Source organism: Kitasatospora sp. NPDC002522 (assembly GCF_053595195.1).
Genome location: NZ_JBSFXE010000011.1, coordinates 22,272 through 37,814 on the forward strand (window position 1 = coordinate 22,272; position 15,543 = coordinate 37,814).

Genomic DNA, 15,543 nt, shown 5'->3' on the forward strand with positions numbered 1-15,543 from the left:
GTGCCGACGCCGCCCCCACGGGGTGCTGGAGGGCGCGGTCGGCGCGTTCCTCCGTCCGCCGGGACGGGTGGCCCTTCTACTTTAGGTCCGGCGTGCGGCCGGGCCGGTGGAGAAGGGCGGCGCGGAACGGTCTCAGGCGCCGACGCGGAAGCGGACGAAGCGCTTGAGGGTGACGCCGGACTCCTCGAGGACCTTGGCGACGGTCTTCTTGTTGTCCTTGGCGAACGCCTGCTCCAGCACGGCGTTCTCCTTGACGAAGCCGGTCACGCGGCCCTCGACGATCTTCGGCAGGGCAGCCTCGGGCTTGCCCTCCTCGCGAGCGGTGGCCTCGGCGACGCGGCGCTCGTTCTCCAGGTCCTCGGCCGGGATCTCCTCGCGGGAGAGGTACTTCGGCGCGAAGGCGGCGATGTGCTGCGCGACGTCCTTGGCGGTCTCGGCGTTCTCCTTGTCGAGCTCGACGAGGACACCGATGGTCGGCGGCAGGTCCGGGTCCGACTTGTGCATGTAGAGGCCGACGAAGCCGTCGTTGTCGAACTGGGCGAAGCGACGGAAGACGATCTTCTCGCCCAGGGTCGCGTTGGCCTCGTCCACGAACTGCTGGACGGTCTGGCCCGGGTTGATCTCGGAGGCCAGGGCGGTGTCCAGGTCGGCCGGGGAGGTGGCGGCGACGTGCGCGGCGATCGCGTCGGCGACCTCGACGAACTTGCCACCCTTGGCGACGAAGTCGGTCTCGCAGTTCAGCTCGACCAGGACGCCGGACTTCTTGTCCTCGGCGATCAGCGCGGCGACGGCGCCGTTGGAGGCGTCACGGCCCTCGCGCTTGGCAACGCCCTTCTGGCCCTTGATGCGCAGGAGCTCGACGGCCTTCTGGACGTCGCCCTCGGCCTCGTCCAGGGCCTTCTTGCAGTCCATCATGCCGGCGCCGGTCAGCTCGCGGAGCTTCTTGACGTCCGCGGCGGTGAAGTTCGCCATGGTGTGATCTCTTCTCACATCTCGCGTGTCAGCGTGGGGAGGTGCCGGGGCCTCGTGGTCCGGGCCCCTGGCACGGGAGCTCGTGGTGCAAGCCCCCGGCACGGGAGAGAGGGGCACCCACCGGCTCAGCCCGGCCGGTGCCCCTCACCCTGGTGGTACGTCAGGCCTGCTCGGCCTCGGCGGCCGGAGCCTCGGCAGCGGCGTCGGCCACGGCCTCGGCGGCGGGGGCCTCGGCAGCAGCCTCGGCGGCGGGGGCCTCAGCGGCCTTCTCGCCCTCGAGGATCTCCTTCTCCCAGTCGGCCAGCGGCTGGTCGGCGCCCGGCTCGGCCTTGGTGTCGCCCTTGGCGACACCGGCACGGGCCTTCAGGCCCTCGGCGACGGCGTCGGCGATCACGCGGGTCAGCAGGGTGACGGAGCGGATCGCGTCGTCGTTGCCCGGGATCTTGTAGTCGACCTCGTCGGGGTCGCAGTTGGTGTCGAGGATGGCGACGACCGGGATGTTGAGCTTCCGGGCCTCGCCGACCGCGATGTGCTCCTTCTTGGTGTCCACGATCCAGACGGCGCTGGGAACGCGCTGCATGTCGCGGATACCGCCGAGGGTCTTCTCCAGCTTGTCGTACTCGCGCTGGAGGACCAGGAGCTCCTTCTTGGTGAGGCCGGAGCCGGCCACATCCGTGAAGTCGATCTCGCCGAGCTCCTTGAGGCGCTGCAGACGCTTGTAGACGGTCGAGAAGTTGGTCAGCATGCCACCCAGCCAGCGCTGGTTGACGTACGGCATGCCCACGCGGGTCGCCTGCTCGGCGATGGCCTCCTGGGCCTGCTTCTTGGTGCCGACGAAGAGGACGCTGCCGCCGTGGGCAACGGTCTCCTTGACGAACTCGAAGGCGCGGTCGATGTAGTTCAGCGACTGCAGGAGGTCGATGATGTAGATGCCGTTGCGCTCCGTGAAGATGAAACGCTTCATCTTCGGGTTCCAACGACGGGTCTGGTGACCGAAGTGGACGCCGCTCTCCAGCAGCTCCCGCATCGTGACGACGGCCATGTGCCGTACTCCTCGGTGTGTTGCCCGGCGCGCCGCGAGGACTGCGAGCTGATCGCGCCTTGCGGGGTGCCGAGGTACTCGGTTTGTCCGTAGCGGTCGGGCGACCGCCACGCCTGACGCCCCGACGTGCCAAGCCGCTTGGCCTGCACGGGGCTTGCGGCCTCGGCAGGCTCGGCGGACCGAGCGGCACTCGCACCGAACGGCCATCCCGGCGAAGCCGGACCGTTGGTGGCGGGGCGTGCGAAGTCGACCCGGCAGACCGGGTCGCGTGTGAAGTGTACGGGAAGCCCCGAGCACCGAGCGACTCCGCGCGGTCCCGCCTCCCTGTTCAGCACCACCACTGCCTGGCCGCCGTCCGCCGTTCACCCCTGCGAGGGACGGCAGTTGTCCACAGCCGGGGTTTGTCCACAGGCCACGGAATTCCGCGCGCGGGGCGGACGGCGCGGCGGCGAGGGTGGGCGCGGTGCCGTCGGCCGCCGCGTCGGCGGCACGGCAGGTGGCTTCGCCGGTCGCTCTTGCTGGCCGCTTTCGGTGCTCGCCTTCGGTGGTCGTCTGCGGTGATCGTCTTCGCTGTTGGTCGGGAGGTCGGTGTGCGGTGGGGTGTGGTGGTGCGTGTGCGGGTCGCGACCCGGGCGGTGACGCGGCTGGTGATCGTCGGGGTGCTGGTCGTCGCCGTGGTGGGGGGTGTGGGGAGCAGGGCCGCTTCGCTGTCCGGGGTGACCGCGGCCGGGGCTGTCAGGGGCGAGGTGCTGAGGGAGGGCGCGCTGGGGGTCGGACCGGGGCGGGCGTGGCCGGTCGGGGACGCGTCAGGGTTGCTTCGGCGGTTCGATCCGCCGCCGGTGCGCTGGGCGGCGGGGCATCGCGGGGTGGACCTGGCCGCCTCGCCAGGGACGGCGGTGCGCGCGGCGGCACCCGGGGTGGTCACCTTCTCCGGGCAGGTGGCCGGATGTCCGGTCGTGGTGGTCAGCCATCCCGGATCGGGCAGCCCACCACTGCGCACCACCTACCTCCCGGTGGCCGGTTCCGTCTCGGTGGGCACCGCGGTCTCGGCCGGCGAGCCGATCGGCGCACTGACCGCCGACTCCGGCCACTGCCCCGTCGACTGCCTGCACTGGGGGCTGCTGCGCGGCACCCGCTACCTCGACCCGCTCGCCCTGCTGGGCACCGGCCGCGCCCGGCTCCTCCCGCTCGACTCGCCCGCACCGTAGCCCTCGCCCTCGCCCTCGTTGTGATGGGGCGTCAGGTGCGGCACCGCCCGCGATGGCCGGCGCCTAGGAAGTCATCGCCGACCGCGGGTCACCGGCCGCAGGTTCCCGGCGGTCTCGGTGGTCTCGGCGGAGGCCGTCCAGTGCGAACTCCACCGCCGCATCGGCGATCTCCCGCGCGGTTTGGTCGGTCGCGCCATCGGCTTCGCGGGCCCGGTCGAGCTGGCGGACGGCAGCTTCCACCACGCCCTGCAGCAGCGACGCGGCGACGGCCGGACGGGCGTGGCCGAACTCCTCCAGCGCCCGGACCACCATCGCGGTCAGCCCACCGTGGGCGGCGCGGATCCGCTCCCGGGCGGCGGGGTCCAGTTCGGACTCGGCGACGGCGACCACGGCGCGGTGGACCGGTTCCCCGGCCAGCGCCAGCTGACCGCGCACGTACGCCTCGATCCGCTCGGCCGGACCGTCACAGGTGGCCATCCCCGCCTCGATCTCGGCGGCCCAGAGCGGGAGGTCCGCCGCGCAGAGGGCTTCCACCAGCTCGGCCCGGGAGCGGAAGTACTCGTACACCGAGGAGCGGGCCAACCCGGTACGCCCGGCCAGCGCACCGAACGTCAGCGCTTCCCGGCCGCCCTCCGCCAGTAGGGTGCGCGCGGCGTCGAGCAGCGCGGCCTGCTGTAACTGGCGATGCTCGGCCACTGTGGCCGCCCGGATTTTCGGCACGTCCCAACTCTACGGAGGCCGCCGCCGGCCGGAGCGGCTTACCGCCACAGCCGACCGGTTCAGCGCACGTCGGACAGTTTCGCCCGCAGCTGCAGCACCGATTTGGTGTGGATCTGGCTGACCCGGCTTTCGGTCACGCCCAACACCTGACCGATCTCGGCCAGCGTGAGGCCCTCGTAGTAGTAAAGGGTCACCACGGTCTTCTCCCGCTCGGGCAGCGTGTTGACCGCGGAGGCGAGCAGCCGCCGCAGTTCGCGGTCCTCGACGATCTCGACCGGGTTGTCCGCCCCGCTGTCCGGCAGCGTCTCCATCAGGGTCAGCCGATCGCCGCCCTCGCTGGCCGAGTGCAGCAACTCGTCCAGCGCGACCACGTTGGCCAACGACAGCTGACTGAAGATGGTGTGCAGCTCGTCCAGCGAGATGCCCATCTCCGTGGCCACCTCGGGGTCGTGCGGGGTCCGCCGCAGCCGCGCCTCCAACGTGGCGTACGCCCGCTCGACCGCCTTCGCCTTCTGCCGGACCGACCGGGGAATCCAGTCCAGCGCTCGCAGTTCGTCGATGATCGCCCCGCGGATCCGGCTGATCGCATAGGTCTCGAACTTGATCGCCCGGTCGATGTCGAACTTCTCGATCGCATCGATCAACCCGAAGATCCCAGACGACACGAAGTCCGCCTGCTCCACGTTGGCCGGCAGCCCCACACCGACCCGGCCCGCCACGTACTTCACCAGCGGCGAGTAATGCAGGATCAACTGGTCCCGCAGCCCGTGGTCACCCGTCTCCTTGTACGAGCGCCACAGCGCCAGCAGCGCCGTCTGATCCGCACCTCCTTTCGCACGCTCGCTCGCCTTCCCCTTCTCCACGTTCTCCGCGCCGGTCCCCGGTGCTTCGCCGGCCCCCGACGCCTCGCCGGTTCGTGCTGCCCCGTCGGTTCCTGCTGCCCCGTCGGCGCCGGGGTCGACCTTCCGGTCAGCACCCGGGTCGACCGGACGGTCGGCGGTGCCGGAGTCGACGGGTCGGTTGTCAGCGGGCCCGCCGCCCGGAACCGACCCGCCTCCCGCCGCTGGCGTGCCACCCACTGCGGGCGCGGGGACCACCACGGTCGGCTGCGCGGGGGGCAGGTCCGGCTCGACCGTCGCGCGCTGGCCCGTCCCGTCCGGGCCGGGCCCCTGCCGGCCGGTGTCCGGTTGGGTCCGTACCGCCGGGATGCCGTCTGCTTGCTTCCCCACCTGCAGGCTTCGGGCTGGTGCGTCTTTCGACCGGGCGGTCCGCTTCGGCTGGCCCCTGAGCGGACGGGCTCCCGCCGCCGGTGTGTCGGCCGTCTTGCCGCCGCGCTGGGCGACGTTGCCCTGACCGCCCAGCTGCGGGGTCGTCCCTGTGGGCGGCAGTTCGGCGGAAGTGGCGCCGTGCGGCTGGGTCTTCGTCACGGCGGTGGGCGGTGCCACCTGTGGGCACGGAAGCACCGGGGCCGGCCGCTCGGCCTGCGGGCGCGGCGGAGGCTGCCGCGTCGACGGGCCCTGTGGAACCGACGGGCCTTGCGAAACCGATGAGCCCTGCGAAACCGACGGGGGGACTTGCGAGACCGACGGGATCGGCGAGGCGGGCGGGCGGGGTACGGGCGAGGCGGAGGCGGGACGGGACGGGGGCTGCGGGGTCGCGGTCGGGGGGGTGCCCGGCCTTGTCATTCCCACGGCTCCCGGTGGCCTGGCTCGCAGCTCCGCGGCGCTGCGGGCCTCGGCCCCGGTCCCGTCCGCGGACCGACCGTCACCGGTCACCCTGTGTCCGGGAATGTGAGTGGGCATGCGTTGGTCTGCGCCGTTCTGCCGAGTCATGTGCTGATAGGGACGCCATAAACGAGCGTAGCGTGACCGAGTAGCTGCACAGCGCTACCGCCACTCGGGCGTCCCCCGATCCGGTGGCAGCACTGGGCTCCACCGGCGCGTCGAGCCGTCCGAGCGCGGCCCGGCCGCTGACGGTCGGTCAGCACATCCACCGACCGGGCCGCCACCCGGCGCGCCCTTCCGGATCACCTCATCCACCGGCCCTTCGCCATCCGCCGCCGCCTCTTCCCAGCCCGACGAACCGTCCCGCCGGACGCCCAACTCGCCACCCGCACCGACCCGTTGACTCCTCTCCCACGCCATACTCCACCCGCCCAGGTCCGCACCACCCGGGCCGCCGTCACTTGCGTCGTACCAACCTCCAACGCGCGCCGTGCCGTTCGACGAAGCCGAGCGAGCTCAGTTCGTGGAGCCGTTGCAGCGTCTCCTCCGGGGAAAGCGCCGCATATCTGGCGACCCGATGCACCGGGGCGCCCTCCGCGCTGGCCGGCACCGCCTCAAGGACCCGCGCCACCGGTGGCTCCAGCAGGTCCCGTGGCACGATCGGGCCGACCCGCTCCGGGGCCAGGTCGTCGCCGATCGCTCCGATCAGCTCGCCGACCTCCGCCCCATCGGTGACCAGGGTCGCCGCGCCGCTCCTGATCAACGCGTGGACACCTGCGGACAGCTCGGAGGTGACCGGGCCCGCGACCCCCATGGTGTGGCGGTTGAGGTCTCTGGCCCGGCGCGCGGTGCTGAGCGCGCCACTGCGCAGGGCCGCCTCGACCACCACGGTTCCCCTGGTCAGTGCCGCTATCACGCGATTGCGCAGCACGAACCGGAACCGCGTCGGGTGCATCCCGAGCGCCAGCTCGCTGACCAGCAGCCCCTGGCCGGTGATCCGCTCCATCAACTCGGTGTTCCCGCGCGGGTAGCAGATGTCCACCCCGCTGGCGAGCACCGCGATCGTCATCCCGCCGACCGCGAGCGCCCCGCCGTGCGCGGCGGTGTCGATCCCGTACGCCGCCCCGGAGACCACCACCCAGCCGCGCTCGGCCAGCTCCGAGCAGAGCCGGCCGGCAACGTACCGACCGTAGGGCGTACAGGCCCGTGCGCCGACCACCGACACCGAGCGCAGCGCGAGCAGGCGAAGCGATGGTCTGCCGCGCACCCACAACCCGACGGGTCGACCGTCCCCGAGGTCGTCGAGCTGCGAGGGCCATTCGGTGTCGCCCGGAATGATGAACCGTCCACCGAGCTTCTCGACCCGGGCGAGGTCCGCCGCCGGTTTGAACTGACGGAGTCTCTCCTGGTAGGCCGCGATCCGGTCGGTGCTCAGGCCGAGTTGACCCGACGACGCACCGTCCCGAAGACCCTGCAGCAGGGCGACCGCGCCGAGCCGTCCGATGGTTCGCCCGATGGCCGCGTCACCGGGCTCGATCAGTCGGGTGAGCGCCGCCCTGGCCACCCGGTCCGGCTCGGGCGGTTCGGTCGCGACCACCGTGGCGGCCCAATTGGTCGGCCGGTCGCTCCAGTTGTCACTCCTCTCGAACGACAGGGGCAATGCCTCGGGCCAAGCCCGGGCCGGGGCCTCAGCCACCACGGCCGAAGCCGCAGTCTGGGCGGTGGTCTGCGCCGCGGTCTGGCCGGTGGTCTGAGCCGCGGTAGGTGCTGGCGCGGTGTCGGGCTGGTCGTGGTGGCGCTGGCGTACCGCAGACGGACCGCCTCCTCGGATCAGGCAGCCGAGCTGGTCCCCGGAACTCGCCAGCTCGTGGGTACTCGTCACGGGCCTCTGGGCGGGGTGGGAGTGGTGAGCCGATGGTGGGCTCGGTCCGCCACGCGGGCCGTCACAGAGGTGGTCTCGGTGGTCGTGGGGAGTGGGCAGTGCGGTCACCGAATCTCCTCGGCGGCTGTAACGGGGTGGACGGGAACGTGGGGTGACGGTTGATCAGCACTCGCCGCCGAGGTCCGCGTCGACGTCCTGGTACGGGTCGACCCGGCGGTCGGTGGAGTAGACGGCCCGGTGGACTCCGGTGCGCAGGGCCAGGGCGGTCTGGACATCGGAGCGGTTGGGGCAGCCGCGACCGACGAGGTCGGCGATCGTCCAGGCGACGCGTAGGACCCGGTCGAGTCCGCGTGCGGTGAGCAGGCCCCGCTCGAGGTCACGCTCGGCGTCGGCGAGTGAACCGGGTGCGAGGCGCCAGCGGGTACGCAACTCGTGCCCGGGCACTTCGGCGTTGGTACGCCACGGGGTGTCGGCGAGGCGGACGGCGGCACGTTCGCGGGCGGCCTGCACGCGCGCGGCGACGACGGCCGTGCTCTCGGCTCTTCCGCCTTGCTGCATCAGCTCGGCCTTCGTGACCCCCGCGACCTGTACCTGGAGGTCCACCCGGTCGAGCAGCGGCCCGGAGAGCCGGGCCTGGTAGCGGTTGACCATGACGGGCGTGCATTCGCAGCCTTCTCCTCTCATCGAATAGCGGCCACAGGGACAGGGGTTGGCGGCCAGGCAGAGCAGGAATCGGGCGGGCAGCCGCATCGAGCCCGCGGATCTGGCGATCATCACCTCCCCCGATTCCAGGGGTTGGCGGAGTGCGTCGAGGACCCGGACCGGGAACTCCGGCGCCTCGTCGAGGAAGAGCACGCCCCGGTGGGCGAGGGAGACGGCCCCGGGCCTGGGCAGTCCCGTCCCGCCGCCCACGATGGCGGGCATGGTGGTGGAGTGGTGCGGCGCGCAGTACGGCGGGGTGTCGACCAGCGGCCGGTCGTGCGGTAGCAGGCCGGCCACCGAGTGGATCGCGGTCACTTCGAGCGCTTCGGCCTGGGTGAGTGGTGGGAGCAGGGCGGGGAGCCGTTCGGCCAGCATGGTCTTGCCGGCCCCTGGTGGCCCTTTCAGGTAGAGGTGGTGGCCGCCCGCCGCCGCGATCTCCAGTGCCTGGCGGGCCTCGTACTGGCCCGCCACGTCGGAGAGGTCTGGCCGGATGGGTCGGTCCGAGGAGACGTCGCGGACTCCGAGACCGGGCAGCAGGATCCCGGCGAGCATCGAGTCCGGTCGTCCGACGAGGAGGTCAGGTGGTTCCTCCGGGACAGGTGCGTTGGTGAGGATGGCGATGAGCTGGCGCAGGCTGCGGACGCCGATGACGGAGACACCGGGCACCAGTTCCGCCTCGGCCGCGGTCTGCTCCGCGACCACGATCTTCCGGTAACCGGCGTCGGCCGCCGCCAGCACCGCGGGCAGGACTCCGCGCACCGGACGTACGCGGCCGTCCAGGCCCAGTTCTCCGATGATCAGCAGGCCGTCGATCGACGCCGGGTCGAGCCGTTCGGCGGCAGCCAGGACGGCGCAGGCCACCGCCAGGTCGTACCCGCTGCCGCTCTTGGGTACGGAGGCCGGTGTGAGGCCCACGGTGAGTTTTCGTTGTGGCCACTTCTCGCCGCTGTTGGAGACGGCGGCGCGTACCCGGTCTCGGGCCTCCAGCAGGGCCTTGTCCGCAAGACCCACCAGGCTGAAGGCGGCGATACCGGGTTCCAGGTCGGCCTGGACCTCGACGACGACGCCGTCGACTCCGACCAGGGCGACCGAGCAGGTGCGGGCGAATGCCATCTCACACCGCCCCGCGCAGGTGCTCGACCGCAGCGGCACCCCTGAGCGGATTGACCACGGCAATCAGGTCGATGCGCACTCCGCCGGGCGGCGGGGGCGCCGGTCCACCGTCCACCGCAGACAGCGGCGGCTTGGTACCGCCGACGTACCCGGCGCTCTGGGCCAGACGGGAGAAGTGCTCGGGCCAGCGCTCGGCCAGCCAGCGCTCGGCGAGACGGCGAAGACGTTCGGCCTTGGTCTGGTCGATCGCTTCCGCAGGGTGCTGGAAGCCTCGCTCGGACCTGGTCTTCACCTCACAGACCGCGAGGGTGTCCCCGTCCAGGGCGACGATGTCCAGCTCGCCCTCGGCGCACCGCCAGTTGCGCTCCAGGATGCGCAGTCCGCCCTCCGCCAGCCGGCGGGCGGCGACCTCCTCGCCGTAGCGGCCGAGGCCGTTGGTGGAACTCTTCCGGGAAATCTGCACGGCAATCACCTCCGGCCGGAAGGTTGCCGTTCCGGTGCGGAAGTGAGCCAGGAAAATCCCGAGACCTGTGGATAACTCGGGCCTGTGGATAACCGATGTCACCCGCAGGGGGGACAAATCGAAAATGCGCTGGACACCGCCGGGCCGACCGGACGAGTCTCAGTGCCCCGGCTCCGACTGCTGGTCAGCGCCGGGCGCTCAGCCGCAGAGCGTCAGTTTTCGAAGATCCGTCAGTTCCCGAACGACGGGTCAGTTCCCGAACGCCGAGTCGTCCGAGGGCAGCTCCAGATCGCTCTTGGCCAGCTCCTCGATATTGACGTCCTTGAAAGTCAGCACGCGGACCTTCCGAACGAACCGGGCCGGTCGGTACATGTCCCAGACCCACGCATCCGCCATCGACACCTCGAAGAACACCTCGCCCTGCACCGAGTGCACCTGCAGGTCGTAGTCGTTCGTGAGATAGAAGCGCCGTTCCGTCTCGATCACGTACTTGAACAGGCCGACGACATCCCGGTACTCCCGGTAGAGCTTGAGCTCCATCTCGGTCTCGTACTTCTCGAGGTCTTCGGCACTCATTCCAAGCGTCCCCTCACTCGTCACGTCCACCCCATTGTGGACCACCCAGCCTGTGCTCAGAGCCTTACTGGAAGTTCTGGCGGCCCTTCCGTCACAACACGCTCCACCAGGTCGGCCAATCCGTGCGGGTACACGGTCTCCCCGGTGGTCCGCAGTTCTTCCACTGTCCACCAGCGCGCCGCCAGTAGCAGCGCGTGTTCCTCGGGTCCGCCCGCCGTCAGCGACACCTCGGTCCGCTCGCTGCGGGCCAGCTGGAACCACTGCTCCTGCTCGTAGTCCCTGCCCTGGAAGGAGAACCTCGTCGTGCCGTACGCGATCACCGGTCCCAGCTCCACCGCCGTCAGCCCGGTCTCCTCGGCGAGCTCGCGCCGGGCGGCCTCGGCCAACCCCTCGCCCGGCTCCACGCCGCCGCCGGGCGTGATCCACCAGTCCACGCCGGGCACGGCCGGGTCGGTGCCGTGCAGCAGCAGGACGCGGTCGCGCGGGTCCAGCAGCAGCACCCGGACGGCTCTTCGCCGCTCCACCGCCACCTGGGTCGCCTCCGTCCTGAAGGTCTGCGCGCGTCTACGGATCAACCCGCAGGCTCCACCCGCACCGGGGTCAGGCCCGCCGCCGACGCAGCCGGCGGGTCAGCGAGACCGCCCAGCCGGCCGCCGAGGCGAGCACGATCAGGACCGCCCCGCCGACCGACGTCCACGCGGCCGGCACCAGGGGTCCCTGCTGGTGCGCACTCGGCGCACCCAGTACGTCGAAGGCAGCTGTGCGCTTCTCCATGCCTGCCCGGGACAGCGGCTGGACGATCGCCTCGACCCTGGCCTTCACTCCGGCGGCCGGGACGGTGCCGGACGCCACGTCGAGGTGGCTGCGGGAGTCCAGCGAGTTGCCGCGGTAGTCACCGAGCAGGAACAGCCGGTCCTCGGGCACCGTCACGGTGAACGCGGTGCTGGGCGCGGTGGCCTTCGGCAGGTAGGGCTCGTCGACGGGGTGTCCGTTGACGGAGATCCGGCCGGTGTCGTCGCCGGAGACGGTGTCGCCGCCGACCGCCACCACGCGCTTCACCATCGTGGCGTTGCCCCACTCCTGGTCCTGGAAGACCACGATGTCGCCGCGGCCGACGGACTTCCCGTCCGCGGTGCGGGCCAGCACGGTGTCGCCGATCTGCACGGTGGGGCTCATCGACCCGCTGGGGACCTTGTAGGGCCGGTACAGGACGGCGATCACCACGAAGCCGCCGACCAGTGCCGCGAACCCCAGCGCGATCAGCACCCCCTGCACGATCGACGCCGCGCTCCGGCGGCGGGTCGGCTCCGCCTGGGTGGGCGGGGTCCGCTCCGCGACGCTGCTCATCGGCTTCGCCCTCTCCTGGCACTGGCGCGCTCCGGTCGAGCGCTCGTGGCCCGGCCGAGGTGGACCGCCAGGGGGCGGACAGCACTGCGGGCCGTGGTACGTGCGAGCAGATTACTCACGAGTACCACGACCCGCGCAAGAGTCGTTCGCGGATGGCCTGCGAACGGTCAGCGGCGACGCCTGCGGATCCACCACACGGCGGGGACGGCCAGCGCCGCTCCGGTCAGCGGCGGCGTCAGCGGGCTGCCGGCGGACAGCCCCTTCTGGTCGAAGGTGGCCGGCACCGGCAGGGTCGCCCAGTCGCCGATCGGCCACGCCACCACGAACGCCCGGCCGACCACGTTCCCGACCGGCACGGTGCCGCCGCCGGGCTGGTCCTGGTGGTACCGGGAGTCCAGCGAGTTACCGCGGTGGTCGCCCATCACCCAGACCCGTCCGTCCGGCACCTTGAGCGGGCCGAAGGGCTTCTCCCCGCACGGGGTGTTGCCCGGGAAGATGTACGGCTCGTCGAGCGCGATGCCGTTCACCTTGACCGGCCCGGTGCCCTGGCACTCGACAGTGTCGCCACCGACCGCGATGACCCGCTTGATCAGGTCCTTCTCGTCACTGGAGGGCATCAGACCGATGAAGCTGAAGACGTCCTGGATGCCGCGCACGAAAGCGTTGTCGCTGCGCTGGGTCGGCTCGTCGTTCAGCCAGCCGCCCGGGTCCTTGAAGACCACCACCTCGCCGCGCTCCGGCTCCGAGCCGAACCACGGGGTGAGCTTGTCGACCAGTACGCGGTCGCCGACCTGCAGAGTGTTCTCCATCGAGCCCGACGGGATCGAGAACGCCTGGACGAAGAAGGTCTTGATCACCAGCGCCAGGATCAGCGCGATGCCGATCAGGATCGGCAGTTCCTTCCAGAAGGAGCGCTGCTTGGCAGGCCGGCTCTCCTCCTCGGAACCCTCGTCGGCGTCCGCCGCCGGCTCGGCCGATGCCGGGCGCCGGGCAGCGTCGCCCTCGTCCCCGTGCATGCCCTCATGGTTACCCACAGGCTCCCCGTCGGGCTCCGGGCCACCGGAGCGGGCACCGATCACCAGATCCCCCACGACATCTCCTCCCTCGCTGTGCGGACGCCCGAGCGTCCGCGCTCACCAGTGCCGCACAGCGGGCACCACACTCTGCGATCGACCTTCAACCCGCCTCTGGCTTGCCCTACCAGGGCACGCCCGACACCAGGCCGGAACCGAGCACCACTGCACTTCTCTATCACTCCCGGTCGGCATGCCCGTGCTCCCACGCGCCGACCAGAACGTCAACCGGGCACCGGCCCGCCCCTCGACCGCGGCCCACGCCGCCGAACCACCACCGGCAAGACGCCCAACACACCCATAACGAGCGGGGGTTCCGAGGGAACCGGCTCAACTACCGCTGATCCTGCCGCCCGTACCGGCAACGAGGAGAGTGAATCGGGAACATTCAGTTGACCGAAGTGCGAGAACGGCCACGCCACCACGAACGCCCGGCCGACCACGTTCCCCACCGGGATGGTGCCGGAGCCCGGATTGCCCATGTGGTAGCGGGAGTCGGCGGACAGGTCCCGGTGATCCCCCATCACCCACAGGCGTCCCTTGGGCACCGTCACCTTGAAGGTGATCCGCGAGGGCACGTTCCCGGTCGCGATGTACGGCTCGTCCAGCGGGTTGCCGTTCACGCTCAACCGACCCTGCGCGTCGCAGCACTCCACGGTGTCACCGCCGACGCCGATCACCCGCTTGATCAAGTCCCGCTCGTCATCGGACGGAAGGAGTCCCACCGCAGTGAACACCGACTTCACGTCCCGCATCACCGGCCCGTCCGAGGACCGCTTGTGGTCGGGTTCCAACCATCCGCCCGGGTCCTTGAACACCACGACCTCGCCGCGGCTCGGCTCGTTGCCGAACCACGGGGTCAGCTTGTCCACCAGCACCCGGTCACCGATCTGCAGGGTCTGCTCCATCGACCCGGAGGGGATGACGAACACCTGCACCAGAAAGGTCTTCAGCAGCAGCGCGATGACCAGCGCCACCACCACGACCAGCGGCAGCTCGCGCAGGAAGGAACGACGGCTTCGCCGCGCCGCACGCTTCGCCGTCCGACGCCGCTCGGCCCGCCCGCGGTGCGCCCGCTCCTCGCCGCCGCCTCCGCCCCGCCCGTCGACGCCGTCCCGCCGGGCGAGCCCGTCCCGCCCACCGCTCCGGTCGCGGCCAGCACTGCCGTTGCGTCCGGTACTGCCATTGCGTCCGGCGCTGCCGTCCCGCCCGGAGCTCCCGTCCCGTCCGGCGGCTCGCCGGCCTGCCGAACCCGACCACTCGTCCGGTCCCGCGCCGACGTCCGCCGGAAGGCTCCGCTCCCTGCGGGCGGACGAGTCACCTGAGGCTGCGGATCTGGGTCTACCTCGGGTCCCCATGGCCACCAGTCCCCCCTGTAGCGGCGAACGCCGCAGGCCGGTCGAGCGAGGTGGCGCGGCCGAACGGGAAGACCACCCAGTCCGCCCGGCCGATCACCTTGTCCTCGGGCACCGCGCCACCGCCCGGCTGACCGAGGTGGTCGCGGGAGTCCCTGGAGGCGCTGCGGTGATCGCCCATCACCCACAGCTTCCCGTCCGGCACCACGATGTCGAACGGCACCGCCGACGGTGCGTCACCCGGAAACAGGTACGCGCTCTCGTCCAGCGGCACGCCGTTGACCCGCAGCCGGCCGTCGGAGCCGCAGCAGGTGATCCGGTCGCCACCGACCCCGATCACCCGCTTCACGTAGACCGTGTCCCCGGCGGGGGCCAGTCCGGCGCCCAGCAGCAGCTTGCGCACGCCGGAGGGCTCGGCCGCGTACGGCAGGAAGGAGCCGATGCCGTCGAAGACCACCACGTCACCGCGCTGCGGATGCCCGCCGAAGGCATAGGCGAGCTGGTTGGCCACCACCCGGTCGCCGGGGCGCAGCGTGCCCTCCATCGACCCGGACGGCACGCCGAACGGCCGCGCCACGAACGCGTTCACCAGCAGCAGCACGAGCAAGCACACCGCACCGATCCACAGCAGGTCCCGCGTCCACCGCCGACCGAGCCCTACCTCGGCGGCCTCGTCCTCGGCCCCGCCACCGACGGCCCCGACCCGATCGTCGGACACCGCACCGGAAGCAGCGCCGGAAACCGCACCGGAAACCGGATCAGAAGCTGCCTCAGTAACTGCGTCGGAACCCTCGTCGGAAACGGCCACGGAAACGGCCACGGTGCCGGAAACGACGACGGACCGCGACGGCGAGTCCGTACCCGTGGGGTCGGGACTGCCGTCGCGGTCCGTCGGTGGTTCGTGCGTGCTCATCGGGGTGAGCTTATCCCGCCGGTCTACACCGGCAGGAGGGCCGACCCCCGTTAAGCAAGCGCGATCACGCGTCGCGCTTCTCCTTGATCTTCGCGGCCTTGCCGCGGAGCTCACGCAGGTAGTAGAGCTTGGCGCGGCGGACCGCACCGCGGGTCACGACCTCGATCTTCTCGACGACCGGGGTGTGCACCGGGAAGGTGCGCTCGACGCCGACGTTGAAGCTGACCTTGCGGACGGTGAAGGTCTCGCCGATACCGGCGCCCTGGCGGCGGATGACGACGCCCTGGAAGACCTGCACACGCGAGCGGTTGCCTTCGATGACTCGGACGTGCACCTTCAGGGTGTCGCCGGGGCGGAAGGCGGGGATGTCGGTGCGCAGCGAAGCCGCGTCGACACCAGCGAGCTTGTTGCTCATGGTTATCTCCATCGCAGGCGCCACGGGCCGCCCACGGA

The 15,543-nt window shown here is 71.3% G+C and carries 15 protein-coding genes; 1 reads left to right on the plus strand and 14 read right to left on the minus strand.

Annotated elements, in window-relative coordinates:
* Positions 1-132: 132 nt before the first annotated feature.
* Entirely contained in the window at positions 133-972 is an 840-nt protein-coding gene (tsf, locus tag ACWD4U_RS11750) for a translation elongation factor Ts (RefSeq protein ID WP_363450740.1), read from the minus strand.
* A gap of 160 nt (positions 973-1,132) precedes the next feature.
* The gene (gene rpsB / locus ACWD4U_RS11755; protein ID WP_363450742.1) at positions 1,133-2,014 is read right to left on the minus strand and encodes a 30S ribosomal protein S2; all 882 of its coding nucleotides are present in this window, start codon (positions 2,012-2,014) and stop codon (positions 1,133-1,135) included.
* 608 nt (positions 2,015-2,622) lie between these two features.
* Here rpsB and ACWD4U_RS11760 point away from each other — a divergent pair.
* Positions 2,623-3,222: a murein hydrolase activator EnvC family protein gene (locus ACWD4U_RS11760; RefSeq protein WP_363450744.1), complete on the plus strand. Its 600-nt coding sequence runs from the start codon at positions 2,623-2,625 to the stop codon at positions 3,220-3,222.
* A gap of 63 nt (positions 3,223-3,285) precedes the next feature.
* On the opposite strand, the gene ACWD4U_RS11765 is transcribed toward ACWD4U_RS11760, so the two are convergent.
* From ACWD4U_RS11765 to rplS, 12 genes are all read right to left on the minus strand, one after another.
* Complete coding sequence (locus tag ACWD4U_RS11765) at positions 3,286-3,942, minus strand: TetR/AcrR family transcriptional regulator (protein ID WP_363450746.1); 657 nt, start codon at positions 3,940-3,942, stop codon at positions 3,286-3,288.
* Positions 3,943-4,001: 59 nt separating this feature from the next.
* On the minus strand, positions 4,002-4,805 hold the full coding sequence (whiG, locus tag ACWD4U_RS11770) for an RNA polymerase sigma factor WhiG (RefSeq protein ID WP_363451025.1): 804 nt from the start codon (positions 4,803-4,805) through the stop codon (positions 4,002-4,004).
* Between the two features lie 1,318 nt (positions 4,806-6,123).
* Positions 6,124-7,263 carry a DNA-processing protein DprA gene (dprA, locus tag ACWD4U_RS11775; RefSeq protein ID WP_363450749.1) on the minus strand — a complete coding sequence of 380 codons (1,140 nt, stop codon included), beginning with the start codon at positions 7,261-7,263 and terminating at the stop codon, positions 6,124-6,126.
* A gap of 447 nt (positions 7,264-7,710) precedes the next feature.
* The gene (locus ACWD4U_RS11780; protein WP_363450751.1) at positions 7,711-9,363 is read right to left on the minus strand and encodes a YifB family Mg chelatase-like AAA ATPase; all 1,653 of its coding nucleotides are present in this window, start codon (positions 9,361-9,363) and stop codon (positions 7,711-7,713) included.
* A 1-nt stretch (position 9,364) separates the two neighbouring features.
* Positions 9,365-9,835 (minus strand): YraN family protein, encoded by a 471-nt coding sequence (locus ACWD4U_RS11785; protein ID WP_363451027.1) that lies wholly within the window; start codon positions 9,833-9,835, stop codon positions 9,365-9,367.
* Positions 9,836-10,075: 240 nt separating this feature from the next.
* Entirely contained in the window at positions 10,076-10,402 is a 327-nt protein-coding gene (locus tag ACWD4U_RS11790) for a DUF2469 domain-containing protein (protein ID WP_030458804.1), read from the minus strand.
* Between the two features lie 56 nt (positions 10,403-10,458).
* The gene (locus tag ACWD4U_RS11795; protein ID WP_363450754.1) at positions 10,459-10,977 is read right to left on the minus strand and encodes an NUDIX hydrolase; all 519 of its coding nucleotides are present in this window, start codon (positions 10,975-10,977) and stop codon (positions 10,459-10,461) included.
* A 25-nt stretch (positions 10,978-11,002) separates the two neighbouring features.
* The gene (lepB, locus tag ACWD4U_RS11800) at positions 11,003-11,749 is read right to left on the minus strand and encodes a signal peptidase I (RefSeq protein ID WP_363450756.1); all 747 of its coding nucleotides are present in this window, start codon (positions 11,747-11,749) and stop codon (positions 11,003-11,005) included.
* Between the two features lie 167 nt (positions 11,750-11,916).
* Positions 11,917-12,831 (minus strand): signal peptidase I, encoded by a 915-nt coding sequence (gene lepB, locus ACWD4U_RS11805; protein WP_449787175.1) that lies wholly within the window; start codon positions 12,829-12,831, stop codon positions 11,917-11,919.
* Between the two features lie 215 nt (positions 12,832-13,046).
* A complete protein-coding gene (gene lepB / locus ACWD4U_RS11810) occupies positions 13,047-13,799 on the minus strand; it encodes a signal peptidase I (protein ID WP_449787171.1) in 753 nt (250 codons plus the stop codon).
* 364 nt (positions 13,800-14,163) lie between these two features.
* Positions 14,164-15,090 (minus strand): signal peptidase I, encoded by a 927-nt coding sequence (gene lepB, locus ACWD4U_RS11815; protein ID WP_363450760.1) that lies wholly within the window; start codon positions 15,088-15,090, stop codon positions 14,164-14,166.
* A gap of 64 nt (positions 15,091-15,154) precedes the next feature.
* Positions 15,155-15,505, minus strand: a complete 351-nt coding sequence (rplS, locus tag ACWD4U_RS11820) for a 50S ribosomal protein L19 (protein WP_363450762.1) — start codon at positions 15,503-15,505, stop codon at positions 15,155-15,157.
* Positions 15,506-15,543 lie beyond the last annotated feature (38 nt).

What these genes read in the sequence shown, in the direction of transcription:
- ACWD4U_RS11790 (WP_030458804.1), bottom strand. Translation starts at nt 10,402, where the DNA reads ATGAGTGCCGAAGACCTCGAGAAGTACGAGACCGAGATGGAGCTCAAG.
- lepB (WP_363450760.1), bottom strand. Translation starts at nt 15,090, where the DNA reads ATGAGCACGCACGAACCACCGACGGACCGCGACGGCAGTCCCGACCCC.
- ACWD4U_RS11780 (WP_363450751.1), bottom strand. Translation starts at nt 9,363, where the DNA reads ATGGCATTCGCCCGCACCTGCTCGGTCGCCCTGGTCGGAGTCGACGGC.
- tsf (WP_363450740.1), bottom strand. Translation starts at nt 972, where the DNA reads ATGGCGAACTTCACCGCCGCGGACGTCAAGAAGCTCCGCGAGCTGACC.
- rplS (WP_363450762.1), bottom strand. Translation starts at nt 15,505, where the DNA reads ATGAGCAACAAGCTCGCTGGTGTCGACGCGGCTTCGCTGCGCACCGAC.
- rpsB (WP_363450742.1), bottom strand. Translation starts at nt 2,014, where the DNA reads ATGGCCGTCGTCACGATGCGGGAGCTGCTGGAGAGCGGCGTCCACTTC.
- lepB (WP_363450756.1), bottom strand. Translation starts at nt 11,749, where the DNA reads ATGAGCAGCGTCGCGGAGCGGACCCCGCCCACCCAGGCGGAGCCGACC.